A 24,406-nucleotide genomic window follows, 5' to 3' on the forward strand; every position below is an offset into this window, starting at 1 on the left:
GAACCAACCCCAACGCCAAGGTAAACAGCTTGTCTTCGTCCATCATTAACCTTCCCTAGATCAGCAATGCCCTAAGACTACCGTACCCTCGTATCCACTCCAAGTAGCGAGGAGCCGATAAAGAGCATTGGCTACATCTCCGTTATCCAGCGCCAGTTTTGCCTGGCGTGCCAGATGATGTATTTTTTCATGGCGCTGCAAAATCTGTAAAAACTCGGACTGTTCGCCAAAACGCAGAGATCCGTCCCCCTTAAGCCAGCGACCCAGATGGCATTTTTCTTCGGCATCCTGTTCCAATACATGTTGCGGGATGGATTTTTGCTCGCGCATGGCCAGCAGAAAATTCTCGGTCCGTTGTCCATGACCTTCCAGCAAAGTCGGCAAAATATCAATGGAAGCATGGCTGAGCACACTCAAATTCAGATTCTTGAACTGCCGCAACCAGAGGGGAATATCTTCTCCGGGCATGGGCTTGGCAAACAAATATCCCTGCAAGTGACCGCAACCCATTTTCGCCAATAATTTAGCATGGGCTTCTGTTTCCACCCCTTCCGCTATCACATCCAGACCCAACATACGACTGGCAGTAATAACGGCTGCTACAATAGCCAGGTCCTTGGGGTCGTTGATCATGTCGCGGACAAAGCTTTGATCCAGCTTGACGGACTGGGCGGGGAGCTGCTGAAGATAGGTCAATGAAGCGTTCCCCGTTCCAAAGTCATCCAGCGCCACCCGTACTCCCAGATCATTGCAGGCAGCCAGACGCTCCTGAGCATGCAGCAGATCGTTCAGTGGTGCCGATTCGGTAATTTCGATTTCGATCTGCTCAGCAGGTAAATCGGGATATTTTCGTAGAGCTTTTTCCAGATCGTCCAGGAAACGTGCATCCAGTAAATGATGGGCACTGATATTAACGGAAACGCGCAAGGCAAGTCCTTGTTGCTGCCAGATTTGCCCTTGCCGAAAGGCAGCATCCATCACAAAAATACCCACATCCCGGGCATAGCGATGATGATCCAGACCGGCCCAGAAAGCTGCGGGACCCAGCAAACCCCGTTCAGGATCAAGAATCCGAAGTAAAGACTCAACCCCCGATACGCCACCAAAACTGTTGACGATTGGCTGGTAATACAACAGCAACTGATGATTTTTAAGTCCCCTTTCGAGCAGCAGTCGCATATTGGCCGCATTTTGTGCGGCCTCATCCAGAGTCAGACTATACAGGCTGAGCTGATCCCCTCCCTGTTTTTTTGCCGCATATAATGCCATATCCGCATGCGCCAGAAGGGTTTCTACGGATACTTCATCCAGAGGATATAACGTCACGCCCAGACTGGCACTCACATGAATCCACTCGCCATCGATTTCCACGGGCGTACGCACGGTTTCCAAAATCCGGCCACAAATGAAGTCCAGGTCGTCTGTGGAACTCAGCGACGGAAAAAGCAGCCCGAATTCGTCCCCTCCCAACCTTCCCAAGGTATCGCCAGAACGCAAACATTGCCGAATCCGCTGGGTGACAGAAAGCAGCAAACGATCACCGGCACCATGTCCAAAACGGTCATTAACCGGCTTGAAACCATCCAGATCCAGCAGCACCACCCCCAGTAAAGTCTCCTCTCGACTGGCCTGCCGGCGGGCGATTTCCAGGCGATCCATAAATAAAAGGCGGTTGGGTACCTGAGTCAAGGGATCCCGGAGCATGCGATTACGTAATTGCAAAACGATCTCGCCGAGATGGGCAAACGCCTCAAAATAATCTGACCCGATTCTGTTGAAATATCCTTTTGCCCGAGCGCCAATAAAACCTAAACCTTGCAAGTCACCCGACGAAAAGGGCAGAAACACCATCTCCTGAACGCGGGGTCGCAATTTCCGGATCCACTCCGGTGCTGCAGGATCATCACTTGAGTAAACCAGGACCTGGTTTTGTTGCAAGGCCTGCCAACAGGGATCTTCTGCAGAATAAGGGAGATAGGGCATGGACAAGCGCAAACCGGCCGAAGCTTCCAGAGTCAATAGATCATTGACTCTACTGGAGCACAGAAAATAGCCAGCCAGGGTGATATAACGACTTTTACGCGGCAAGCGCTCACATAACACCTGTAAAAGACTGGTGTTATCCGTATCTTTTTCAATACGGGTGCTTGCCAGGGTATCGAGCAATACATCAAAAACGGCGCTTCGCTCACCATCCGTTTCCCGCGCTGCCCGGGCGTAGCCGCTTAACTGACTCATCAAGTCACCCATCAGCAGGCTGATGAGAATTTGTCCCAGACGTGAATGGTGTTCGGTTGGGACGTGCTTTTCCAAAATCGGCTGCCAATGCCGCCAGTAGATGGTGTAGCCACCGGCCAGCCAGGCAGGATCAATGCCTAAATGGTGATGCTTGGCACCCAGTTGCTGCATGGCAATCTGCCAGGATGGGTTCAGTTGGTTGTTCAGAAGACCATATCCATGCTCTGCCTGACGCTGAACCAGGGCTTCAATTTGTGCTTCTGAAAAGTTTCTGAAAGCTGCGGCGGTAGCCGGATGTGAAAACAGATAGTTATAAAAATCCCGGGCCAGCTGTTCTGCACTTTGGGCAAATAAACCCCAATACTGGTCTAGTAAAGTGAAATCTTCACTATCCAGTCCCAAAAAACTGACCAGACTATCAGGCTTTTTAAAGGAGCTATTCATCGCTGCAAAAAGCCGTACAACTCCCCTGTTTAGACAGAACCGCATCCAGCACCAGGCTTTCCAGTGTTTCCGTCGGGCTTACCCCATAGAAAACACTCAGCTCCTTGAGCATTACCCATGCCCACTCTGAGAGTGCCACTTGTTTTATTACCGCCGCTTTTTGCCCGATCTGATCATTATCAGGTTTTATAGTAGACATAAATTTTACTTCAACCTCACTCATTTATTCTGATGACTATTATATTTTTTCCAGAAAACCAGCCTGGACTTGTAACGAAAATGATACAGCTTCTGGGAGGGAAGAGCAAACAGAGAACCCAAGGTTTTTCTTATATATCAAAAATGTAACGATAAGTAACAGCGACACATAATAATATCATTATTTTCTTAATAAAATATTTAAAGAATTCTCAGAAAATATTAAGCACTCAAAATTTTTTATTAAAAAATGCGTGTGTTTCTGGAATATTCCGGTCGCTTCTGAATTTCCTCGGCCTTTTTACATAAATACAAGTGCTCGGCACGTTTTTTTTGATCGCGGGTGAGAGACATCCGGATTCCGACCAGACATTGACCTGCTGGAGCCCCTTCTTCTTGAACGCGAACAACTGTAACCACCGTTTCACAGGTTCCGCAGTCCGCAATGGTAAACTCAGCAAGCACATTATCACCGGGCTTGTATGAATCTCTGGGCGCATAAAAGCTGGCACCGCTGGGACTGAAATCGTGCAGTTGTCCCACCATCTCAGCACCACCCGCCTTGCGTAAGGTAATAGCGCCTTCCAGTCGTACCCGTTTGGCTCTGCGCGAGGCTCTGCGGTAGATCATACGCGGCACATCAAAATAATAGCGACCTTCAAACAAGTATTTCAGATCCGAAAAAAACATAAAAATAAAGTCACCCAATTCAACAAAAATCAGGGCTTTCTTATAGTCTTCCCGAGCCAGGACACCCTTCAAGCGGAAAAGCAGACTCTCCGATTCACAGCCATCAAAATAAAAGTGTGCGCCAGAATCATTACTGTCAGCCGAAAAAATTACGGCGTCTCCCAGCCCCTCCGCAGACCGCTCAGAACAGAGCATCGCCGGGATATTTTCAAAGACAGCTTCACCGAACTCCTCCACTAGAGTTTGCTGATATTCTGCAATACTGAGCCCGCTTCTCAGCGGCAGCATCATACCCAACTCCGTATCGTCAGAAGTCAGTCCCATATACCCTCCAGAAACAAATGGATAGGCCCCATGATCCGGATGAGCAAACACCAGGGCAATCCAGAAAAATCCAATGAAAATTTACGCTAAAAAATTTAGACAGTTTCTTATCAAAAATGTTACACCTAATGTGCTTAGGGAACAAACACCCCAGCTAAAGCAACCTGTCGGGGGGTGTCCACAAGTTCCCTGGTCTGCGCTACACTGCCCCGCAATCAACCCACCACGCTCCCGGATGGAACCCGCCATGGCCCAATATGTATTTACCATGAATCACCTGAGTAAAATCGTACCGCCCAAGCGTGCGCTGCTCAAAGACATCTCTCTGTCTTTTTTCCCCGGAGCGAAAATCGGGGTTTTGGGGCTGAATGGCTCGGGGAAATCCACCTTGATGAAAATCATGGCCGGCGTGGATCGGGAGTTTGAGGGCGAAGCCCTGCCCATGCCGGACCTGAAAATTGGCTATCTGCCTCAGGAGCCCGATGTCGATCCCAACAAGACCGTGCGTCAGGTGGTGGAGGAAGGACTCGGCGAAATCATCGATGCGCAGCAACAGCTCGAAGCTGTCTATGCCGCTTATGCCGAACCGGACGCCGATTTTGATGCCCTGGCCGCCGAGCAGGGACGACTGGAAGCCATTGTCGCCGCCAGTGACGGGCACCAGGCAGAACTGCAGATGGAAGTAGCCGCTGATGCTTTGCGCCTGGCCCCCTGGGATGCGTTGGTGGGCCCGCTTTCCGGTGGGGAAAAGCGCCGTATTGCCCTGTGCCGCCTGCTGATCAGCCGTCCCGACATGCTTCTCCTCGACGAGCCCACCAACCATCTGGATGCCGAGTCAGTCGATTGGCTGGAACAGTATCTGCAGCGCTTCAGCGGGACAGTGGTGGCGGTCACCCATGACCGCTATTTCCTGGACAACGCTGCCGAATGGATTCTGGAGCTGGATCGCGGCCGTGGCTTTCCCTATAAAGGTAATTACTCAGCCTGGCTGGAGCAGAAAGAAAAACGTCTGGAACAGGAAGCACGCAGCGAAGCTTCGCGCCTCAAAGCCATGCAACAGGAACTGGAATGGGTGCGTCAGAATGCCAAGGGCCGGCAAAGCAAGAGCAAGGCGCGCCTGGCCCGATTTGAAGAACTCAGCTCCTACGAATACCAGACGCGCAATGAAACTTCGGAAATTTTCATTCCCGTTGCCGAGCGACTGGGTAATGAAGTCATTGAATTCAAGGAGGTCAGCAAAGGCTTCGGCGACAAGCTCCTGTTTGAGAATCTCAGCTTCAAGATTCCTCCGGGTGCCATCGTCGGCGTGATCGGTCCGAATGGCGCCGGCAAGTCTACTTTTTTCCGGATGATCATCGGTCAGGAACAGGCTGACAGCGGTGAAGTAAGCATCGGCTCTACCGTCAAACTGGCTTACGTGGATCAGTCCCGCGATGCCCTGGCAGCCAAAAACAATGTCTGGGAAGAAATTTCGGGAGGCCTGGATATTCTCACCGTTGGTAAATTCGAGATCCAGTCCCGCGCCTATTGTGGTCGCTTCAATTTCAAGGGGAACGACCAGCAGAAACTGGTGGGCCAGTTGTCGGGTGGGGAGCGCGGTCGCCTGCATCTTGCGAAAACGCTGATTGCCGGTGGCAACGTGCTGCTGCTGGACGAACCGTCTAATGATCTGGATGTGGAAACCTTGCGGGCCCTGGAAGATGCCCTGCTGGAATTTGCCGGTAGCGTCCTGGTCATTTCTCATGATCGCTGGTTTCTGGATCGCATCGCCACCCATATCATCGCCTTTGAGGGCGATGGTCATGTCGAATTTTTTGCCGGCAACTACCATGAATACGAAGCCGACAAAAAGCGTCGCCTGGGTGAAGAGGGGGCCAAACCCCATCGCTTGCGCTTCAAGCCGATTGTTCGCTGAATGGCAGGCTAGACCCAAAGCGCATACAAGCTTCTCAGCGAAGTCTGAGGGCCACATCCCGGAACGAAGCCAATGCGGCTTCCAGATGGTCGATGATCTCCTGCTGCAATACATCCGGCGGTGGCAGTTCGGCCAGGTCGTCCAGGCTGTCGTCCTTCAACCAGAAGATGTCCAGGCTGGCCTTGTCGCGGGCCATCAACTCGTCGTAGCAGAAAAATCTGAACCGCTCTGTGGCAACTCGCTCATGGCGGTTTTCTGGATGGTAGCAAGTGATGAAATCCTGCAAATCTTCCAGCTTCAAGGTGCGGGTTTTCAGGGTGAAATGCTTGTTGGTGCGTAGGTCGTAGAACCACACGCCCTGGGTATGTACCTTACCGTCCTTGGGTTTGGCGTCGAAAAACACCACGTTGGCCTTCACGCCCTGCGCGTAGAAAATGCCCGTCGGCAGGCGCAGGATGGTGTGCACATCGCAGGTTTCCAGCAGCTTGCGACGGATTTTTTCGCCCGCGCCGCCCTCGAACAGCACATTGTCGGGCAGCACTACGGCGGCCTTGCCGTCCAGCTTCAGCATGCTGACGATGTGCTGCAAAAAATTGAGCTGCTTGTTCGAGGTGGTTTCCCAGAAATCCTGGCGCTCGTAGGTCAGTGCGTCGCGGTCCTCCTCGCCTTCCTCGTTGGTGATGGTCATGCTGCTCTTCTTGCCGAAGGGCGGATTGGCCAGCACATAGTCCACCGTGCGCCTGGGCTCGGAAATCAGCGCATCCGAACGCTCCACCAGCGGCTCGCCATCCAGCTCGCCAATGCTGTGCAAGAACAGATTCATCAGGCACATGCGGCGCGTATTGGGCACGATCTCGTTGCCGTGAAAGGTCTGGTCGCGCAGAAACTCTTTTTGCGCCTTGTTCAGTTGCGCGCCCGGGCGCGTCAGCCAGTTGTAGGCACCCAGAAAAAAACCGCCGGTGCCACAGGCCGGGTCGGCAATGGTCTTCATTGGCTCGGGGCGCACGCAGGCCACCATGGCCTCGATCAGCGCACGCGGCGTGAAATACTGCCCCGCACCACTTTTGGTGTCTTCCGCGTTCTTTTGCAGCAACCCTTCGTACAGGTCGCCCTTGGTGTCGGTGTCCAGACTGATCCAGTTTTCCGCGTCGATCATCTGCACCAGGCGTGACAGCTTGGCCGGGTCCTGAATCTTGTTTTGCGCCTTGAAAAAGATCGCACCCAACATACCCGGCTCCTGCCCCAGCTTGTGCAGGGTGGCGAGGTAATGCGCCTCCAGCGGCTCACCCGTCTTGCTGCGCAGGCTGGCCCAGTCGAACCCCGGCGGAATCTGCGTGTCGCGGTTATAAGGCTCTTGCGCGTACTCGTGCGCCAGCTTGAGGAACAGCAGGTAGGTGAGCTGTTCGAGGTAATCGCCATAGCCCACCCCGTCGTCGCGCAGGGTGTGGCAGAAGTTCCAGACTTTCTGGACAAGTGTGGAGGTGTTCATGGTAGAAAGGCCTGTGCAATAGACTTGACTTGTTGATCAAACAACGCAGCTTGCGAGCAATGGGATATAACTTGTGTCCACTGCGCTGTTACTACTCCAGCCAGCTTTCTGTATTGGCGAACACTCTTGCGAATTCTCTGCCCACTGGATAACTGGGCAAGCTGAGTTTCAAGATGCAGATTGCAATCCAGTCCAGTCAGCAACGCGTGATTCGCAGGAAGTGTAGCTGCAGAAAGCCAAGCTTCAGTAGCTTTCGATGGAATGCAAAACAAGCTCTTCGACCCAGTCGCTGAAATGCCCAGCCAACTCCGCAGCACAGCCTCCACTGCAAGCACAGTATCTGAGGGTGGAGGACAAGGCTGAGCGCAGGGCAATGGTTGAAGCGCGAGTGCCGCCTGCACAACGGCATCTCCACAATCCGCATAGCTTTTGTCGGCCACATCTGCATCCAAATGCACCATCACGAGATCAAAATTGCTCAGGGTTGGGTCAGATTCGATGTGTGCCGCACCGCGCTGGCGAAACTCTTGACACCATTTGAAAACGCCGCACCAGCCACCGCCCATTTCTGGCCTTGTTGGTTCCGGCTGTAACTGATTGAGCACAAAGGGGCGTTGCAAAATGGCTTTTAGCGCCGCCTCAATCACGATGAAGTCGGTTGATCCTTCCGCCACCAGCGCAATTCGGGGATCAGACATTCGGCATGGCCCCCAAATTACCCATCAGCCACAATCGTGATAAAGGATATTGCTCATTCATCGCCCGCAATTCGGCACTGATTTCAATTCGGCGCACGACCGTGTACCCCTCACTGTTGCGCTCCACTGCAAACAATCTGATTTCGGAGTCAGTCAAATCCAAACCGTCGAGCACGGCTGGATTGTGCGCGGTGAACAACAATTGCCTCTGCGCATCGCCTCGCGCCAACCAACCGGAAAGCTTGGCCGTCAAACGCCCAACCAGCCGGGGGTTCAATGCCTGATCCAGATTATCGATAGCAAACAATTTGGGGGCATGGGGCGACAGGCACAGAATGGCGCAGAACAACACATATAGCGCCCCCTCACTCGCATCATAAGCCGTCAAAGTATTGCGACTTTTGCGCATGAATCGGTCGGTGAACTTCAGCACCTCCTTGGTGCGTGCCACAGAGGGCGACAAGAGTGATCCGGCAGATGAAGTGGTTTGAATATCGGCGACCCAATCCACCAGTTCGAAGACGCTATCCAATAACTCATCGTCACTGTCGAGCACCGACTTACGAAACTCGGCAAATCCCTCGGCCAAGCGTCCGCCCGCCAGTCCCACTGGATTGCGCGATTGCGGATCGCTTACCATCGCCCGCAAGGTCGGCGTATTAGGCGAGTAAATTGAGAAGTTCTGCAGCCGCTGCATCAATTCGGCAGCTGGACTGTCGGTCGGCACCTCCACCAGTTTCAACGCAGCTAATCCTGCTGTGGGCGTCAGGTTGCGCCTGTTACGCACGCCATCGGAGACAATTTCATCATTCCCGCTGGTCAGTCGCTCAGTTTTGAACGACCAAGCGGGCTCCGGATTATCCAGCGGGTTCAGCAGCGAAACCCGATAGCTGGCCGTATTGGCGTTGCTACCACTTTCCGCACTCAAACCGATATGCACCGGGACGCTCGCCGATTCAAAAGAAGTCTTGTAGAGCCGTGGGACACCTGGGCGAACCCCGCGACGCAGCAGGGATTCATCGTCCACTTTGCCGCTAGCGGCCGCGCCGAGCACACCAATTGCCTCCAGGATATTACTTTTCCCCACCCCATTGGCACCGATAAAACAGTTCACCCGCCCCAGTTCTATGGTTTGCGACACGATGGATTTGAAACCATCAATCTGAACGCTGCGGATCATAGAATTCCTCCGAATGGCAGCTGAGTCTTTGTTGTGTAAAAAATATACCCATCAAAATTTGTATTCACGCTGGCTCCTTCGCCTTGCTTCTGCGTGGCGTTTTCAATGTATCACGCTCCGCCCGCTCGGCGCGGATGCGAGCCAGCAGCACGCTGGCGGGTTCGTCGGCCGGGTCTTGCGGGACGAGTTGGCCAGCAAAGGCGGCGCGGAGGATGTTCTGGCGTTGGGCGGCGGATTGTTTGAGACCTGTCTCCATCGCTGACTCCATTGCCGCGAGTTGCTCAAACTGCTGTGCAAGTGCTTGTCGGATTAGCACCTGTTCAGCGAGTCCCGGCACGGGAACTGTGGCGCTGACGATGTCTGGCTGGGCGATCTTGTAGATGCCCGCCGAAGTTCTGGCACGGCGCTCTAAGTGGCTTCGCACTACATGTGAATCCCAAACCAGACCAATCCAAGCGGGGCTGACCACCGCCTCCACAACTCGCAACCGAATCATGGTGTCCGGATAGGCCACTTGCTCATCGACAGACCCCACGAGCCCTGCGCGGCCAACCAAAGTGAGCGAGCCATTGCCACGCACGATCAGCAAATCCCCTTCACTCACAGCGAACGGAGCAGCTTCCTCCGAAGACCAAGCGCCCAGCTTGTGTTCATGCAGGTCAACCGCACCTGCCTTGATCGCAGTCAGTCTCAGCACCTTCGCGCCATTCTCTGCCGTCGGGACTGATCGCCCGTTAGCCAAGTCATCCGGTGACAACTGATCCACACTCGCCCACACCCACCCCTGCGGCAGTTCCGGCAAACCGCTGGTGTCGGGTTGCACCGGTTCGGGGTATTTTTTTTGCCAGTCTTTGGGCGGGGTTTTGTCTTGTTCCTTGAACTTGGCGAGTTGCTTGGCTTCCCAGCGGGCGCGGCGTTCGGTGAGGATGCGTTGCAGCAGTTGCGCGCCCGTCTCGGTGGGCAGGTGCTGTTGCCGCCACTCGGCGGTGAGCGCGCCTCCCTCGGCGGCCTTGAGCAGCGACTGGCGGTATTGCGCCAGCTTCTTCTGCGCGGCCTTGAGTTCGGCCATGCCGGCATCGAGTTCGGAGAGCAGTTCTTCGAGTTTTTCGACGATGCGGGTTTGCTCTTGGAACGGAGGCAGTGAAATTTCCCATGACTTGACGATGCCCTGCGATATGTTGGGTTGTGCCCCGCCCTTCCCAGCATCAACAAACGCCTTACTTTGGGAGACTAGAAAGTAGTAGAGAAACTTGGTCTTGACTGCATCGGGGATGCCTACCGCACACGCTTGGTTCGTCGCTGCATCGATCCCAAGCATTGAAGCTTTTCCGATAGTTGCGCCATACATCGCAACCGCGACGGATCCCTTCGGAAAAACCTTAGCGCTTGAGTTTGCAACTGCCTCTTCAGAAATGCTCTCTTCAGTTTGAACCACGATTGGCGGCCCAAGCTCGCCGGTTTTCAGCCAGGGAATCGTGCCTGCGTAGTAGCTGGGATTGGACCTCGATGGAGTACCGCCGGAAGACCACTTGGCGACATCTTCTAGGGCTGCAGTTACCCATCCAACCGGCAACTCACTCACGCCACCAACTCCCGATTCATCTCATCCATCAGTCCATCCAGTTCGCTGCCGAACACCTGCCACACGCGCTGCAGCCCGCCTTTGTCGGCCATTTCGGCGTAATCAAAATCGTCGCGGGCGATGCTGCAACTGCTGGCGATGTGGTCTTTCATCAGGCGCAGCCAGTCGGTTTGTTCGGGCGTGAAGGCGGTGGCGCGCTGGGCGTTGTGGCGGAAGATCCAGGTCTGGAAGCGCTTGTCCACCTCGTCGGCGAAGGGTTTGAGTTCGCCGTCCAGCCCGAGGGCAAAGCGCACCAGGCTGATGAGGTCGGTGAGCTGGCGGCGCGATTCGCTGCCCTTCACCTGCCCGGCCTGCACGCGGGCGTAGGCGCTCCACAGGCGTTCGGTGGTGAGCATCAGCGGCGGCTTGCTCAGGCGCTCGTGCAGGTCTTCGATCATGGCGAAGGTGAGGGCGCGGCGCTGGTAGGGCTGCTGGTAGAAAAAATCGAGCGCGGCGATTTCGTCCTTGTGCTGCCGGATGTAGTCGGCAAAGCGTTGAATGACCGCGCGGGCTTCGCCTTCGGCCTGCTCGGAAAAGCCGGAGAAGGTGACTTGATCGAGGTTGATGTGGTCGATGAGCTGCTCGCGCTCGCGGCGGGCGTTGTCGATGGCATCGCGCAGTTCGGGGCGGTCGAAGGGCGCACAGGCGGCGGCCACGCGCTGGGCGCGGGCAGCGTCGATTTCTGCGGGCAGCAGGCTGTCTTCGCTGGCGGTTTTGCCCTGGGCCTGGGCGGTGGCCAGCGCGGTTTGCACGATGGCGTCGGGATCAAGCGCGGCGATCAGTCCTTTGCCGAGTGCGGCCACGGAAGCGCCGCCGCTGGCTTGTTCGATGCGCGCCTGCGCCTTGTCGTCGAGCTGCTTGGCCAGGCGCACGAGGCGGTTGGCGAGGCTGAGCACGGTGTCGTCGTCGCGGCTGCCCATGGCCACGCCTTGCAGCAGGTCTTTGAGCGCCACGCCGGGCTTTTTCTCCAGTGGGCGGCTTTCGGTTTTCAGCGACTTCTCCACGCCCACGGCGTCGATCAGCACAAAGCGGGTTTTGGCACCGTCCGCGCTGTTGCTGACGCGCTTGAGACTGTCGCCGTCGAGGCTGCGCACGCCACGGCCTTTCATCTGTTCGTAATAGCCCTTGCTGCGCACGTCGCGCATGAACAGCAGCACTTCCAGCGGCTTCACATCGGTGCCGGTGGCGATCATGTCCACGGTGACGGCGATGCGCGGGTTGTAGTCGTTGCGAAAGCTGCTGAGGATGCTGTCGGCGTCTTCCTCGGCGCGGTAGGTGACCTTTTTGCAGAAGGCGTTGCCCTGGCCGTAGACCTCGCGCAGGATGTTGATGATGTCGTCGGCGTGACTGTCGGTTTTGGCGAAGATGAGGGTTTTGGGCGTTTCGCGGCGGTTGGGGAAAATCTGCGTTTCCACGGCGGTTTTCATCGCCTGGATGACCTGACGAATCTGGCTCACGTTGACCACCGAACGGTCGAGCTCCTTGCCGGTATAGGCGGTGTCTTCCTCGGTTTCGCTCCAGCGCTTTTTGCGGGTGGCGCGGTCGCGGTGGTCCACCCATTCTTTGGCCTTCAACTCGGCGCCCTTCTGGGTGATGTCGGTTTCGATCTCGTAGACGTCATAGCCGACGTTGACGCCATCGGCCACGGATTGCTCGTAGGTGTATTCGGCGACGATGTTCTCGTTGAAAAAGCCGAAGGTGCGCTTGTCCGGCGTGGCTGTGAGGCCTATGAGGCTGGCGTCGAAGTAGTCGAGCACCTGCTTCCACAGGTTGTAGATGCTGCGGTGGCATTCGTCGATGACGATGAAGTCGAAGGTTTCCACTGGCACGGCGGGGTTGTAGCGCACCAGCTTTTGCTGCGCCGCCGTCTGCTGCACCTCGTTGAGCGACAGGTCTTCGGCGGATTCGTCGATCGGTTCGCCGCTGAGGATGGAATACATACGCTGGATGGTGCTGATGCACACCTGCGCGTGCGGGTCGATGCTGGGGCTGCTGAGACGCTGCACGTTGTACAGCTCGGTGAACTTGCGGCCGTCGTCCGGCGGCGTGTAGGCCATGAATTCCTGATGCGCCTGTTTGCCGAGGTTGCGGGTGTCCACCAGAAACAGGATGCGCTTGGCGCCGCCAAACTTGAGCAACCGATACACGGCGGTGATGGCGGTGAAGGTTTTGCCCGCGCCGGTGGCCATGTGCACCAAGGCGCGGGGCTTGTTCAGCGCCAGCGATTGCTCCAGTCCGGTGACGGCGCTGATCTGGCAATCGCGCAGGTTGCGTTCGGGCAAGACGGGCATGCGCTCGGCCAGGCGGCGGCGCAGGGTTTCCGGCTGACCCAACCATGCGGCGAACGTTTCTGGCTTGAAAAAATGGAAAATTTCCCGAGAACGTGGCGCGGGGTCGGCGTTGTCGGTGAAGCGGATGATCTGGCCGGTAGCCTCGATCAAAAAACGCAGCGGGGTGTTGTCCTTGCGCCATTTGAGGGCGGCGGTGGCATAGCGCTCGGTTTGCTTTTCGGTGACAGTGATATTTTCACCCGCGCTGTCTTTTTTGGCCTCGATGACGCCCACGGCATTACGGTTGACGAACAGCACGTAATCCGCAGGGCCGGTATCGGTAGGGTATTCGCGCACGGCGACACCCACCGCTGCGCCGAGGTTGATCTGCTTCACGTCTTGGATCACCCAACCGGCCTGCTCCAGCTTCTGGTCGATCTGTTGACGTGCCTTAGTTTCTGGAGTCATTGAATTTAGCTGTTTGCCTTTTAAGGTCTAGTGCCCAACTTCTGGTTGAATGCGGATCGTTGTAAAACATATCAATGTGACGCCACGTTAGCCAGCATTAAAGTGCTTAGAGTTCGGCAGCATCTTAAATGGATTTGGTTGAGTTCGACACCTTGACTTTCGGACAGCATCTCCTTATCTTCTCAGCCCTTAGGATTTACTCGCAGGAAGTGTTCCAATGAAGCGTACTTTTCAACCCAGCATTACCCATCGCAAGCGGACTCACGGCTTTCGTGCCCGCATGGCGACCAAGTCCGGGCGTCTTGTTCTGAAACGTCGGCGCGCCAAGGGCCGTCAGCGTCTCTGTCCGTAAGTTTATGCATCCGGCGCAGGCGCATCCTCATCGCTTTACCCGCGAGGATCGCCTCCGTCAGAAAGCGTTGATTCAGCGCACCATTAAACAAGGGCGCAAAAAAGTTTTTCCCGAGTTGGTCATGTATACCCTCCCCAATACTGTTTCTCATCCCCGGCTGGGTTTGGCCGTGAGCCGCAAGGTAGGTAACGCCGTCATTCGTAACCGGGTCAAACGTCGTCTGCGCGAGGCCTTTCGCCTGCAGCAAACGCGCTCGGCAGGACAGGATGTCATGGTGGTTGCCCGGAATGGGGCCAGACAACTCAGTATGCGCGTTATGGGTGGTTATTTCCGGCAACTGCTGGAGAAAGCATGAGCGCGCGCCGCGCAGCCGTGCTGGCGGTTCGTACCTATCAATATGCCATCAGTCCCTTGCTGGGCCATCATTGCCGCTTTTATCCGACCTGCTCCGAATATACCTGTCAGGCCATTGAACGCTATGGCATCGCCAAGGGTTCGTGGCTGGGTATCAAACGCATCGGCCGCTGCCATCCCTGGCACGCGGGCGGTGTTGATCCCGTTCCTTAATACTCTGGGGCTCCATGGAAAATCAGAAAACTTTTCTTGTCATTGCACTTGCCGTGGTTTTTTTTCTGTTGTTTCAGGCCTGGCAGGCGCAAAATGCGCCGAAACCCGTGACGCCCGCAACCAGCACCGTCAGCAAAGCGGTCACTCCCAGGGCCGCTCCCGTCACCGCCCCGACGGTTTCACCCAGTACCATGACAATACCTGCAGCCGTCAGTCAGGCCATGGCTCCGGCGCGCGGTCCCTCCGTGCCTTTCAGCACCAAGGTATTTACCGGTCATATCGGCCTGCATGGTGGAGATATCCAGAATCTTGGCCTGCTTGCCTACCCCGTAGCCACCGATAATCCTGCTCCTTACCCTATTCTGGACACAAGCTCCGCCAAACTGACGACCCAACAAAGCGGGTTTTTGGGAAGCGACGGACAATTACTCATTCCCCAGTTCGCAGAAGAGAAGCCCTCTTCGGATACGGACAGCCCGATCGTACTAAAGGGCAAGGCCGGACCTTTGACGATCACCAAAACCTGGGTTTTCCAGCCCGATAGCTATCTTGCTGAAGAACACATCCAGGTAACCAACAGCGGAACCCAGCCCTGGAACGGCAGCTACTTTGATCAGATTCTGCGCAATGATCGCGCCGAAAGTCACATGTTCATGTCCATTTTTACGGGCGCCGTACTGATGCATGGCGGAAACTTCAGTGAAGTCAGTTTTGGCGACATGCGTGACCACCCCCACACGGAAGCAGGGCCTGGCTGGGCCGGAATGATGGACCATTATTTTCTGGCAGCCGTTCTGCCCGCCGAACAGGCGCAGCATGTGCAGGTTTATGCCCGACCCTCCGGCAGTAATTATGTGGCGGGGGTAAATACGCCTCTACCCACCCTGGCTCCGGGGCAGAGTACCACCATTACTCAGCAGATTTTTCTGGGTCCCAAACAGCAAAGTCGCCTGGCGGCACTGGGTCGGGGTCTGGAGCAGACGGTGGATTATGGCTGGTTTGCCATTATTGCCGAACCCATGCATCTGGTACTCAAATGGTTTCATGGTCTGGTTGGCAACTGGGGTCTGGCCATTATCCTTTTGGTTATTGTCATCAAGGCGATATTTTTCTATCCCTCGGCCATCAGTTACCGGTCTATGGCCAATATGCGCAAGCTTCAGCCCAAACTGGAAAAACTGAAAAAAGAATGTGGTGATGATAAGCAGAAACTGGGCGCGGCCATGATGGAGCTCTACCGTACGGAAAAGGTCAATCCGATGGCGGGTTGTTTGCCGATCCTTCTGCAAATGCCTTTTTTCATTGCCCTTTACTGGGTTCTGGTAGAAAGCGTATCACTCCGCCAGGCACCCTTCATCCTCTGGATTCATGATCTGGCGGTGCCCGATCCTTATTACATCCTGCCGCTGCTCATGGGCATTTCCATGTTTTTTCAGCAGCGTCTCAACCCTGCGCCCGTCGATCCGATGCAGAAAAAAATCATGTCGGCTCTGCCGGTCATTTTTGCGGTGTTTTTCTCTTTTTTCCCGGCAGGTCTGGTACTCTACTGGTTGACCAACAACGTCGTTTCCATTGGTCAGCAATATCTGATCACCCGACACATCATGGCCGCCAAAGACTAGGGCGGCACGGCTTTTCGCAGCCGGGTTGTCTCATCGGTTCCTGAATCGTGGCGAGGTTCTTATAGATGCGCTATCAGCAGGGAGATACCATCGTCGCCATTGCGACGCCGCCCGGAGAGGGGGGCGTCGGCATTTTGCGCCTCTCTGGTCCAGCCGCCCTACGCATTGCCAAGGCCCTCTGCGGACTGGCTCCGGAAAGCCCTCATTGGTCAGCACGACACGCGCATTTCCGGCGTTTTTACGGCCGCGATGGCCAGGGCATAGATCACGGTATTACCCTCTATTTCCCGGCACCGCATAGCTATACCGGTGAAGACGTGGTCGAATTACAGGGACATGGGAGTCCTCTGGCACTGGCCGCCTTAATGCAGGAATCGGTCGCTCATGGCGCCCGTGCAGCGCGGGCAGGTGAGTTTACCGAACGCGCTTTTCTCCATGGCCGTCTGGATCTGGCCCAGGCGGAAGCCGTGGCAGACCTCATTCATGCGCGCAGCGAAGCGCAGGTACGTGCCGCTTCGGCAAGTCTCGAAGGCGCTTTTTCCAAGGCTGTCGACGCCATCTATGGGCAATTATTACAACTTCTTGCCCTGGTGGAGGCCGGGCTGGATTTCAGCGAGGAAGACCTCGGCACTGCGCACGACAGCGCTGTTCATCATGGTCTCGAAACCTTGCAGAAGCAGCTGCTTCACTTGCAACAGCAAGCCCGGCAAGGTGCCCGTCTCGCCCGGGGTGGTCGCGTCATTCTTGCCGGTCGCCCCAATGTTGGCAAATCCAGCCTGATGAATGCGCTGGCCCAACGGGATGCGGCCATTGTTACCCCGGTTCCCGGAACTACCCGTGACCTGCTGCGCGAGGAAATCCTGCTCGACGGCCTGCCCCTAGAACTCATTGATACGGCAGGTCTCAGGGAATCTCAGGATCTGGTTGAGGCAGAAGGTATTTCCCGGGCGCGGCAGATTTTGCAGAGTGCCCAGCTGATATTGCTGGTTGCGGACGCCCACGCTGGCTGGCAAGCAGAAGACCAGGCCATTCTCGATGCCCTGCCATCCATACCCAGATTAATTATCTGGAACAAGCAGGATCTGGTAACCCGCCTCCCCAAAGCACCGGCCCACGAAGCCTGCCTGGCCATTTCTGCGCTGGTCGGAAATGGTTTGGATGCCCTGAAAGCAGAAATCATGCTGCAGATGGGTATGGAAAACAGCGCCTGTGTGTTCAGTGCCCGGCAACGCCACGTGGAGGCACTGGCCGACACGACCGAAAAAGTGGCAGAGGCCGTGCACATGCACCATAGCGCAGCCTCCCCGGAACTGCTGGCTCAGGCGCTGCGGGAAGCGGCCAATGCCCTGGCGCAAATTACCGGAAAAATTGATGTGGAAGATATTCTCGGAGAGATTTTTTCGCGCTTCTGTATCGGTAAATAAATGCAGATCTTCATAATATAAAAAGGGCTGGATAACCCTCCAGCCCTTTTATTTTTTCAACTATTGCTAAACCTCATTCGACGCTGATTTTCCGCCTTTTGGCAGATTCCGCCTTGGGTAAGACCAGCTCCAGAACGCCATCTTTATAGGCTGCCTTACTCTGGCTGGCATCTACATCAACAGGCAACTGTACCGTCCGTGAAAAATCACCATAACGGCGTTCACGATAAATGTACTTACCTTCTTCTTCCGTATTGTTTTCTTCCTTGCTGCCGCTGATATATACCTGGTTACCATGAACCTGGACATCCAGCTTTTCCTTATCCATACCGGGTACTTCGGCGCGAATGACTATTTCGTTATCCCGGTCCAGGACATCAATATGAGCAATATGTGCGCGCACTGAACCATTCTGATTACCGTTATTTACCGGACGAAAAACGCCGGGCAAAAGGGAATCAAAAAACTGCTCTACCGGATCCACCGAACGCACCGACTGTACTGAAGAATTCTTTTCATCAACCATGGAATAATCTCCTTAATTCATCCCGGTGACCTAATCACCATGATCCAGTTAATGGGGCTGAGAAAAACCATTTTCAAGCCCTGAGAGAAATATTGTTGAAGAAATAATTCAGTATGGATAATCCCAGCCCTCCGGCTGATCCTTGAAACGACGATGCACCCACCAGTATTGTTCCGGGGCCTTGCGAATGGCAGTTTCCAGCACGGTATTCATGGCCGTGGCGTCTGCCACCGCTGCACCCGCAGGAAAATTTTCGGGCATGGGCACAAACTCCAGTCGAAATCCCTGACCACGGGGCAGACGGTAGGCAAACAGACCGAATACCGGGCTCTGCCGGCGCAGGGCCAGCCGCCCCAGCAAAGGAGTGGTACAGGCGGGTCGCCCAAAAAAAGGGGCATAGTCTCCTTCCCGGGGATCCACATTCTGGTCCGGCAAAATACCCACCACCTGATGCTGCTGCAAAGTATGCAAAAGAGGACGAATGCCCTCTTCCTTGGACGTCAACCGTGCGCCACTGCGTCCCCGACCTGCAGCCATCAATGCATTTAACGCCGGGTTGCGGGTGTCCATATACAGCACCGTCACCGGCCAGCGATGACCAATATATTGTACGGCCGCTTCCCAGGCCCCCAGGTGGGCGGTAAACAAAATGACACCGCGTCCTTCTGCCAGCGCAGCATCCACCTGTTCCACACCGCGCACCTCACGAATCAGCCGCAAAGCCCGGGGCAGGGGCCAGAACCACAGGGGTCCCAATTCCAAAGCCGCCTGGCCCAATGTGCGAAAATGCTGGCGTTGCAAATCGTGGCGCTGCACCAAAGAAAGATCGGGAAAAGCAATGGCCAGATTTGCGTCAACCACCTGGCGGGGTCGCCGCATAATCCGCCGGGCGACATCGCCGAGCGCAGAACCCAGCACCGCCCGCCATGAACCCGGCAGGATTGCCGCTCCACGCAGTAATGCGACAATAATCCACACCTGCGACTGCTGCCCGAAGCTTCCTTTGGAAGATCCCGTCGATGATTTAGTCACCTGATTCCTGATCTGTTCCGCAAAGCGCACATCATAAACGCGGGACCGGTCTTTTGTCGCTGTCTTCCCCCCACCTCCACCCTTCGTTATATTCGGGGTATGAAGATTTCCACCAACAATGATCTGGTTATTCTGGGGGGGACTTTCGATCCCATCCACTACGGGCATCTGCGCGCCGTAGAGGAAGTCCGTCAGGCCCTCAAGACTGCCGAGGTGATGCTGATTCCTGCAGGTCATCCGCCCCACCGCAAAAGTCCCTGGGCTGCCGCCCAACATCGTCTGGCCATGGCCCGCATTGCCGTCGCCCACCACCCCCGTTTTGCCGTCAGTGATCGGGAGGTGGGACGCGAGGGGCCGTCTTATACTGTGGACACCCTCCGCACTCTGCGTCTGGAACGCCCGGATGCCTTGCTGGCCATGGTCATTGGCATGGATGCCTTTTTGCGTTTTGATACCTGGCGCGACTGGCAACAGATTCTGGAATTAACCCATCTTATCGTCACCGGACGACCGGGCTGGCCAGCTGCCGAGCTCCCCGAAGCCTTGCGGCAAACCCTCTATCAACGGCGTTGCGACGATATCCACCAGCTCCACCAACAACCCGCCGGCTTCATTTTTTTTCAGACCATCACCGCACTGGAAATCTCCGCGACCAGTATTCGCAGCCTGTTGGCCAACGGCCAAAGTCCGCGCTTCCTGTTACCCGACGAAGTATTGGATTATATTGAGAGCAAGGGGCTCTACCAAAGCCCGTAATTCGACACAAAGGATTATTGCACTTGGCGACAGCAGAAAATCTCCGCGACATTATTGTGACTGTTCTTGATGAACACAAAGCCCTCGATATCAAAGCCATCGACGTCCGTAAACAGACCGACATTACGGATTATCTGATTATTGCCTCCGGCACCTCCGACCGTCATCTCAAGGCCCTGGCTGATCATGTCATGGCCCGCATGCGCGAAGAGGGAGTCCGGCCACTAGGAAAAGAAGGGCTCAGCGTGGGTGATTGGGCACTGGTGGATCTCGGCGATGTGGTAGTTCACGTCATGCGCCCTGAGGTGCGCGATTTTTATCAGCTCGAACGGCTCTGGGGAGAACTTCCCCAGATGCGTGGGCAAAACGAACGCCGCTGATTATTGATGCGGCTCCGGATTCTTGCCATCGGCAACAAAATGCCGGCCTGGGTGGAAAGCGGTGTCGCTGAATATGCAGCCAGAATGCCGCCGCAGTGTCGGGTAGAATGGCGCGCCCTGCCAATGGCCAAAAGGGGGCGCAGTGGCGACCCGATCCGGTGGCGGCGTGAAGAAGGCGAGCGAATACGGAGTGCCACGCCTGCAGGGTCCGAGAAAGTCGCTCTGGAAGTGGGTGGCAAAGTTCTGAGCAGTGAAGCCTTGGCGCAGCGGATGGATGCCTGGTTTCTGGGTGGCCGCGACGTCACCTTCTGGATCGGCGGGCCGGATGGACTGGACCCCGAACTACAGGCTGACTGGCAATGGTCACTGTCGGCATTAACCATGGCACATCCTGTTGTGCGGGTAGTTTTAGCGGAACAATTATATCGGGCCTGGAGCATTCAGGCCGGATTACCTTATCATCGTGGCGCAGAGGAGTGACGCTGACGTGAAGCAAATGTGGATAAAACCGGGAGTCATCCGGATAAGTATTGCCCTGACCCTGAGTCTCGGACTGAGCGCCTGTGCGCAAATGGTGGAAGTCAGCCCCCAGCAGAGCAGTTCGGATGCCATTGCCGTGCAGGCAGGGCGGGAGCACATTCTGGCCCTTTCACCCGCCGTCAATGATGCCCAGCTGGCACCGGTTAAAAGCGCATTGACAGCGGCTCAATCCGCGCAGTCCCGGGGCGATTATCTCCTGGCAGAGCGCGAAACCCTGCTGGCGAAAGTATTGCTGGATAATATTCAGGTTCGTCTCAAGAGCTCTCCCGGCAGCAGCCAGCGTCAGGCCCTGCAGAGCCAGATCGCCAATCTGCAAAGCCAGATCGCCGCAACCCACCAGCAAATAGATGCCACCAAGGCACAAATCGCCAAGGAGTCTCAATAATGCGCGCCCACGCTCTGATTGCTGCCGCCCTGTTGTTGTCATTTCCCGCGCTGGCCAGTGCTGATGTCGCAACCACCCGGGTATTACAACAATCCCTGCAACGCCTGCACAATGCCCAGCGCAGCGGCCCGGCCATTCCGCCAGCTACTTTATCGGCCTTGCAGGAATCCCTGCAAATGATGACCCGTGATCAGGTCAATCCGGCAATATTTCAGGTCGACAAAGCCATTTTTGACGCCCGGATGGCGGGCCTGCAGGAACAGCGCCAATCTATTCACCAACAGACCAGCCTGAATAAGCTACAACAGCAGGTGCAGTCCCTGACCAGGCAGCATCAGGCCCTGCAAAATGAATATGCGCAATTGCGCCAGCAATTGGCCAGCAAAACCATGACCGGCGCGCAAACCCAACATTTGCAGGCAGAAATTCAACAACAAAAACAGATGCTACAGGCTGAAGAAAAGCATCTCGCCAGCCTTGCAAAACAAGCGCCAAATTCGCTAAACGGCTTATCTAGCAGTACCGCCATTACCAGCACCACGAGCCTGCCTGCTTATGGCAAGGCTTTGACCGTATATGCCCGGGTACAGGCCACCAGCGATGGGGTGCATGTCTCCATGCCTGCCGATAGTCTTTTTGGCAGCGATAACCGCCTCAGTAGTGATGGTGAACAACGTTTGCAGGCTATTTCCCGCATTCTCAAACAAAGTAATGCCCATGAAATTCTGGTGCGGGTAGCGCCCCAGCCGCTGGGAGCCAATGCGGCCACCCAGCGCGCCGAAGCCATTTTGCGCAATCTGCGGCGTAATGGCGTCCCCGACCAGTCTCTGGCCCTGGCGACGGGTTCCGGCCTGGCAGCGGGAACCGCCGAGCTGCTTCTGGTGAATGCCAGCCCCACTTCGTGAGCAAGCTGATTCTGGCATCGGCTTCTCCCCGGCGACTGGCCCTGCTCCGGCAACTGGGCTATGACCCGCAGGTGCAGGTTGCGGATGTCGATGAAACCGCACAGGCCGGTGAACGCCCGGAAAATCTGGCGCAGCGTCTGGCGCGCAGCAAAGCCACGGCACTGGCCGGAAGTCATCCAGAAAATCTGATCCTTGCCGCCGATACGGTGGTTGCCCTGGCCGGACAAGCATTTGGCAAGGCCCGCGACGCTGCCGACGCCTATGCCATGTACGCGAAACTCGGCGGGAAAGACCATCAGGTACATACGGCAGTTGCCCTGCTGCATGATGGACAGGTCGATGCAATCCTGCACAGCAGCACCGTGCGCCTGCGCAACATGAGCCCCCAGGAAATGGCGGATTACTGGGCCAGCGGGGAACCTGCAGACAAGGCGGGGGCCTATGCCATACAGGGCCTGGGTGCGGTTTTTGTCGAACATCTTCAGGGCTCGTTCAGTGGCGTCATGGGCTTGCCCCTTTTTGAAACGGCCCGGCTTTTAACGCAGTGCGGCTTTCCGCCACCCGCATTTTCAGGATCCACATGAGCGAAGAACTTCTCATCAATGTCACTCCCCAGGAAATCCGCGTCGCCCTGGTAGATAACGGCGTACTCCAGGAACTGCAGGTAGAACGCAGCGGCCATCGCGGACTGGTCGGGAATATATACAAAGGCGTCGTGCGCCGGGTATTACCCGGCATGCAGGCCGCCTTCGTCGATGTCGGACTGGATCGCACCGCCTTTTTGCATGCTGCCGACATTCAGGATGACAGCGAGGAACTGAATGGCGAAACCGACATTGAAACACGCCCCGGTCATCATGAAGTCCGCAATGTCTGTACCCTGTTGCACGAAGGTCAGGAAGTTCTGGTCCAAGTCATCAAGGATCCGGTCGGCAGTAAGGGCGCGCGGCTGACAACGCGGATTACCTTGCCGGGAAGATACCTTGTTTACATGCCCTTTGTGCCCCGTATCGGGGTTTCCACCCGCATTGAGTCGCCGGAAGAACGATCCCGGCTCAAGGACGAACTCAAAGCCGCCATTCCTGCTGATGAAGCCGGTGGCTACATCATCCGTACCCTGGCAGAAGGAGTTGAACATCAGGACTTTGTCGGAGACATTGATTTTCTGCGCCGCCTGTGGAGTTCGATCCGCCGCCAATTGGAAAACAGCAGTGCCCCCTGCCAGATTCACAGTGATTTGAATCTCGCCATGCGCATGATGCGCGATGTCATGTCGGACAACATCGAACGGGTGCGCATTGATTCCCGCGAGACTTATGAGGCGGCAGCGAGTTTTTGCCAGCGCGTCATTCCGGAAGTCGCCGACCGCATGGAGCACTATAGCGGCGAGCGCCCCCTCTTTGATCTCTATAATGTGGAAGATGAAATTGAAAGGGCCTTGCAAAGCCGGGTCACCCTCAAATCCGGCGCTTACCTGATCATTGACCAGACCGAGGCCCTCACAACGGTGGATGTAAATACCGGGGGATTTGTCGGGCGCCGCAATCAGGAAGACACCATTTTCAAAACCAATCTGGAAGCTGCCGCTGCCATTGCCCGACAAATGCGTCTGCGCAATATTGGCGGCATGATCATCATTGATTTCATCGACATGGATGATGAAGAACACAAAAGACGGGTGCAGCGCGCCCTGGAAAAAGCCATTCAGAATGACCGCACCCGCTGCAATATTACCCAGATTTCAGCCTTGGGCCTGGTGGAAATGACCCGCAAGCGCACCCGCGAAAGCCTCCGCCAGACCCTGTGCGAACCCTGCTCTTATTGTCATGGTCGTGGTTTTCTGAAAACGGCAGAAACCATCTGCTACGAAATCCTGCGGGAAATTGTCCGGGAAAGCCGGGCTTATCCTGCCGAGCGCTTTGTCGTATTGGCTTCACCCATGGTTATGGAAAAACTGCTCGACGAAGAAAGCACCAGCCTTGCGGCGCTTGAGGAATTCATCGGCCGCCCCATCAAGGTACAGGCAGAAGCCACCTATACCCAGGAGCAGTACGACATCATTTTGATGTGAATACTAATCCTACCCCCTCAATCTGGACCTTGCGTGATAATCTGTGGCCGCAGGCGGGCAATAATTTTCGGGCTTAATACGGCACCCAGGGCGGCCGGTCCCGGAAAGGGACCATGTGCTTCGCGAAAAGCGACAATGGCCGCAGCACGCTTTTCTCCCACACCTTTCAAACAACGCAACTGTTCAATACCGGCCTGATTGATATTCACTTGGGGTGGACAGTTTTTACCTTTACCCCAGGCCATGTTGACGCCCAGCAAAGTTGTCAGAAACAGCACCAAAACATAGCGCCACAACGACGGCATGCTAGC

24 protein-coding genes are annotated in these 24,406 nt (G+C 55.8%); 13 read left to right on the forward strand and 11 right to left on the reverse strand.

The genetic code is table 11. The features are described 5' to 3' along the window. Positions 1-60: 60 nt before the first annotated feature. From H7F08_RS04905 to H7F08_RS04915, 3 genes are all read right to left on the reverse strand, one after another. Complete coding sequence (locus H7F08_RS04905) at positions 61-2,682, reverse strand: EAL domain-containing protein (RefSeq protein WP_193640004.1); 2,622 nt, start codon at positions 2,680-2,682, stop codon at positions 61-63. Then, positions 2,675-2,905, reverse strand: a complete 231-nt coding sequence (locus H7F08_RS04910) for a hypothetical protein (protein ID WP_010640965.1) — start codon at positions 2,903-2,905, stop codon at positions 2,675-2,677. Before H7F08_RS04910 ends, H7F08_RS04905 begins: the two co-directional genes overlap by 8 nt. A 218-nt stretch (positions 2,906-3,123) precedes the next feature. Further along, positions 3,124-3,894 carry a PilZ domain-containing protein gene (locus H7F08_RS04915; RefSeq protein WP_024894321.1) on the reverse strand — a complete coding sequence of 257 codons (771 nt, stop codon included), beginning with the start codon at positions 3,892-3,894 and terminating at the stop codon, positions 3,124-3,126. Positions 3,895-4,141: 247 nt separating this feature from the next. Between H7F08_RS04915 and ettA the strand changes: the two genes are divergently transcribed. Then, entirely contained in the window at positions 4,142-5,809 is a 1,668-nt protein-coding gene (gene ettA / locus H7F08_RS04920) for an energy-dependent translational throttle protein EttA (protein ID WP_193640005.1), read from the forward strand. Between the two features lie 34 nt (positions 5,810-5,843). Here ettA and H7F08_RS04925 read toward each other — a convergent pair whose 3' ends face one another. The 5 genes from H7F08_RS04925 to H7F08_RS04945 all read right to left on the reverse strand — a co-directional run bounded on the left by H7F08_RS04925 (position 5,844) and on the right by H7F08_RS04945 (position 13,535). Beyond that, entirely contained in the window at positions 5,844-7,298 is a 1,455-nt protein-coding gene (locus H7F08_RS04925) for a class I SAM-dependent DNA methyltransferase (RefSeq protein ID WP_193640006.1), read from the reverse strand. Then, positions 7,295-7,972 carry a hypothetical protein gene (locus H7F08_RS04930; protein WP_319803963.1) on the reverse strand — a complete coding sequence of 226 codons (678 nt, stop codon included), beginning with the start codon at positions 7,970-7,972 and terminating at the stop codon, positions 7,295-7,297. The genes H7F08_RS04925 and H7F08_RS04930 overlap by 4 nt, the downstream gene beginning before the upstream one ends. Before the next feature lie 16 nt (positions 7,973-7,988). Further along, positions 7,989-9,176: an AAA family ATPase gene (locus H7F08_RS04935; protein ID WP_024894325.1), complete on the reverse strand. Its 1,188-nt coding sequence runs from the start codon at positions 9,174-9,176 to the stop codon at positions 7,989-7,991. 64 nt (positions 9,177-9,240) lie between these two features. Beyond that, positions 9,241-10,758, reverse strand: coding sequence for a restriction endonuclease subunit S (locus H7F08_RS04940; RefSeq protein WP_193640008.1), 1,518 nt, complete (start codon positions 10,756-10,758; stop codon positions 9,241-9,243). Continuing rightward, positions 10,755-13,535, reverse strand: a complete 2,781-nt coding sequence (locus H7F08_RS04945) for a type I restriction-modification enzyme R subunit C-terminal domain-containing protein (protein WP_193640009.1) — start codon at positions 13,533-13,535, stop codon at positions 10,755-10,757. The genes H7F08_RS04940 and H7F08_RS04945 overlap by 4 nt, the downstream gene beginning before the upstream one ends. Positions 13,536-13,752: 217 nt before the next feature. Here H7F08_RS04945 and rpmH point away from each other — a divergent pair, with 217 nt between their 5' ends. From rpmH to mnmE, 5 genes are all read left to right on the forward strand, one after another. Next, a complete protein-coding gene (rpmH, locus tag H7F08_RS04950; protein ID WP_024894327.1) occupies positions 13,753-13,887 on the forward strand; it encodes a 50S ribosomal protein L34 in 135 nt (44 codons plus the stop codon). A gap of 4 nt (positions 13,888-13,891) precedes the next feature. After that, positions 13,892-14,242, forward strand: a complete 351-nt coding sequence (gene rnpA / locus H7F08_RS04955) for a ribonuclease P protein component (protein ID WP_075323504.1) — start codon at positions 13,892-13,894, stop codon at positions 14,240-14,242. Then, positions 14,239-14,454: a membrane protein insertion efficiency factor YidD gene (gene yidD / locus H7F08_RS04960; protein ID WP_010640496.1), complete on the forward strand. Its 216-nt coding sequence runs from the start codon at positions 14,239-14,241 to the stop codon at positions 14,452-14,454. Before rnpA ends, yidD begins: the two co-directional genes overlap by 4 nt. 14 nt (positions 14,455-14,468) lie before the next feature. After that, a complete protein-coding gene (yidC, locus tag H7F08_RS04965; RefSeq protein WP_193640010.1) occupies positions 14,469-16,076 on the forward strand; it encodes a membrane protein insertase YidC in 1,608 nt (535 codons plus the stop codon). A gap of 65 nt (positions 16,077-16,141) precedes the next feature. Continuing rightward, on the forward strand, positions 16,142-17,500 hold the full coding sequence (gene mnmE, locus H7F08_RS04970) for a tRNA uridine-5-carboxymethylaminomethyl(34) synthesis GTPase MnmE (RefSeq protein ID WP_193640011.1): 1,359 nt from the start codon (positions 16,142-16,144) through the stop codon (positions 17,498-17,500). Between the two features lie 73 nt (positions 17,501-17,573). Here the strand turns inward: mnmE and H7F08_RS04975 are convergent, their stop codons facing one another. Together H7F08_RS04975 and H7F08_RS04980 are read right to left on the reverse strand one after the other, a co-directional pair. Further along, entirely contained in the window at positions 17,574-18,026 is a 453-nt protein-coding gene (locus H7F08_RS04975) for an Hsp20/alpha crystallin family protein (RefSeq protein ID WP_010640479.1), read from the reverse strand. 108 nt (positions 18,027-18,134) lie between these two features. Further along, positions 18,135-19,058: a lysophospholipid acyltransferase family protein gene (locus tag H7F08_RS04980; RefSeq protein ID WP_319026059.1), complete on the reverse strand. Its 924-nt coding sequence runs from the start codon at positions 19,056-19,058 to the stop codon at positions 18,135-18,137. Positions 19,059-19,157: 99 nt separating this feature from the next. On the opposite strand from H7F08_RS04980, the gene nadD reads away from it, so the two are divergent. The 7 genes from nadD to rng are packed head-to-tail and all read left to right on the forward strand — an operon-like array spanning position 19,158 to position 24,095. After that, positions 19,158-19,814, forward strand: coding sequence for a nicotinate-nucleotide adenylyltransferase (nadD, locus tag H7F08_RS04985; protein ID WP_193640012.1), 657 nt, complete (start codon positions 19,158-19,160; stop codon positions 19,812-19,814). Positions 19,815-19,837: 23 nt separating this feature from the next. Further along, a complete protein-coding gene (gene rsfS / locus H7F08_RS04990; protein ID WP_010640473.1) occupies positions 19,838-20,194 on the forward strand; it encodes a ribosome silencing factor in 357 nt (118 codons plus the stop codon). A gap of 6 nt (positions 20,195-20,200) precedes the next feature. Continuing rightward, the gene (gene rlmH, locus H7F08_RS04995; protein WP_010640471.1) at positions 20,201-20,674 is read left to right on the forward strand and encodes a 23S rRNA (pseudouridine(1915)-N(3))-methyltransferase RlmH; all 474 of its coding nucleotides are present in this window, start codon (positions 20,201-20,203) and stop codon (positions 20,672-20,674) included. Positions 20,675-20,690: 16 nt separating this feature from the next. Then, entirely contained in the window at positions 20,691-21,119 is a 429-nt protein-coding gene (locus H7F08_RS05000; RefSeq protein WP_075323508.1) for a hypothetical protein, read from the forward strand. Beyond that, positions 21,119-22,024, forward strand: coding sequence for a hypothetical protein (locus H7F08_RS05005; protein ID WP_024894335.1), 906 nt, complete (start codon positions 21,119-21,121; stop codon positions 22,022-22,024). Before H7F08_RS05000 ends, H7F08_RS05005 begins: the two co-directional genes overlap by 1 nt. Further along, a complete protein-coding gene (locus tag H7F08_RS05010) occupies positions 22,021-22,608 on the forward strand; it encodes a Maf family protein (RefSeq protein ID WP_031572663.1) in 588 nt (195 codons plus the stop codon). The genes H7F08_RS05005 and H7F08_RS05010 overlap by 4 nt, the downstream gene beginning before the upstream one ends. Further along, a complete protein-coding gene (rng, locus tag H7F08_RS05015) occupies positions 22,605-24,095 on the forward strand; it encodes a ribonuclease G (protein ID WP_010640463.1) in 1,491 nt (496 codons plus the stop codon). Before H7F08_RS05010 ends, rng begins: the two co-directional genes overlap by 4 nt. 17 nt (positions 24,096-24,112) lie before the next feature. On the opposite strand, the gene H7F08_RS05020 is transcribed toward rng, so the two are convergent. Continuing rightward, positions 24,113-24,400, reverse strand: a complete 288-nt coding sequence (locus H7F08_RS05020; protein ID WP_010640461.1) for a ComEA family DNA-binding protein — start codon at positions 24,398-24,400, stop codon at positions 24,113-24,115. Positions 24,401-24,406 lie beyond the last annotated feature (6 nt).

The organism is Acidithiobacillus sp. HP-11, from assembly GCF_015100075.1.
Taxonomy (GTDB): Bacteria; Pseudomonadota; Gammaproteobacteria; order Acidithiobacillales; family Acidithiobacillaceae; genus Acidithiobacillus; species Acidithiobacillus thiooxidans.

Coding starts and splice junctions, on each gene's coding strand:
- H7F08_RS04905 (WP_193640004.1), bottom strand. CDS start 2,682: ATGAATAGCTCCTTTAAAAAGCCTGATAGTCTGGTCAGTTTTTTGGGA.
- H7F08_RS04910 (WP_010640965.1), bottom strand. CDS start 2,905: ATGAGTGAGGTTGAAGTAAAATTTATGTCTACTATAAAACCTGATAAT.
- H7F08_RS04915 (WP_024894321.1), bottom strand. CDS start 3,894: ATGGGACTGACTTCTGACGATACGGAGTTGGGTATGATGCTGCCGCTG.
- ettA (WP_193640005.1), top strand. CDS start 4,142: ATGGCCCAATATGTATTTACCATGAATCACCTGAGTAAAATCGTACCG.
- H7F08_RS04925 (WP_193640006.1), bottom strand. CDS start 7,298: ATGAACACCTCCACACTTGTCCAGAAAGTCTGGAACTTCTGCCACACC.
- H7F08_RS04935 (WP_024894325.1), bottom strand. CDS start 9,176: ATGATCCGCAGCGTTCAGATTGATGGTTTCAAATCCATCGTGTCGCAA.
- H7F08_RS04945 (WP_193640009.1), bottom strand. CDS start 13,535: ATGACTCCAGAAACTAAGGCACGTCAACAGATCGACCAGAAGCTGGAG.
- rpmH (WP_024894327.1), top strand. CDS start 13,753: ATGAAGCGTACTTTTCAACCCAGCATTACCCATCGCAAGCGGACTCAC.
- rnpA (WP_075323504.1), top strand. CDS start 13,892: ATGCATCCGGCGCAGGCGCATCCTCATCGCTTTACCCGCGAGGATCGC.
- yidD (WP_010640496.1), top strand. CDS start 14,239: ATGAGCGCGCGCCGCGCAGCCGTGCTGGCGGTTCGTACCTATCAATAT.
- yidC (WP_193640010.1), top strand. CDS start 14,469: ATGGAAAATCAGAAAACTTTTCTTGTCATTGCACTTGCCGTGGTTTTT.
- mnmE (WP_193640011.1), top strand. CDS start 16,142: ATGCGCTATCAGCAGGGAGATACCATCGTCGCCATTGCGACGCCGCCC.
- H7F08_RS04975 (WP_010640479.1), bottom strand. CDS start 18,026: ATGGTTGATGAAAAGAATTCTTCAGTACAGTCGGTGCGTTCGGTGGAT.
- nadD (WP_193640012.1), top strand. CDS start 19,158: ATGAAGATTTCCACCAACAATGATCTGGTTATTCTGGGGGGGACTTTC.
- rlmH (WP_010640471.1), top strand. CDS start 20,201: ATGCGGCTCCGGATTCTTGCCATCGGCAACAAAATGCCGGCCTGGGTG.
- H7F08_RS05000 (WP_075323508.1), top strand. CDS start 20,691: ATGTGGATAAAACCGGGAGTCATCCGGATAAGTATTGCCCTGACCCTG.
- H7F08_RS05005 (WP_024894335.1), top strand. CDS start 21,119: ATGCGCGCCCACGCTCTGATTGCTGCCGCCCTGTTGTTGTCATTTCCC.
- rng (WP_010640463.1), top strand. CDS start 22,605: ATGAGCGAAGAACTTCTCATCAATGTCACTCCCCAGGAAATCCGCGTC.
- H7F08_RS05020 (WP_010640461.1), bottom strand. CDS start 24,400: ATGCCGTCGTTGTGGCGCTATGTTTTGGTGCTGTTTCTGACAACTTTG.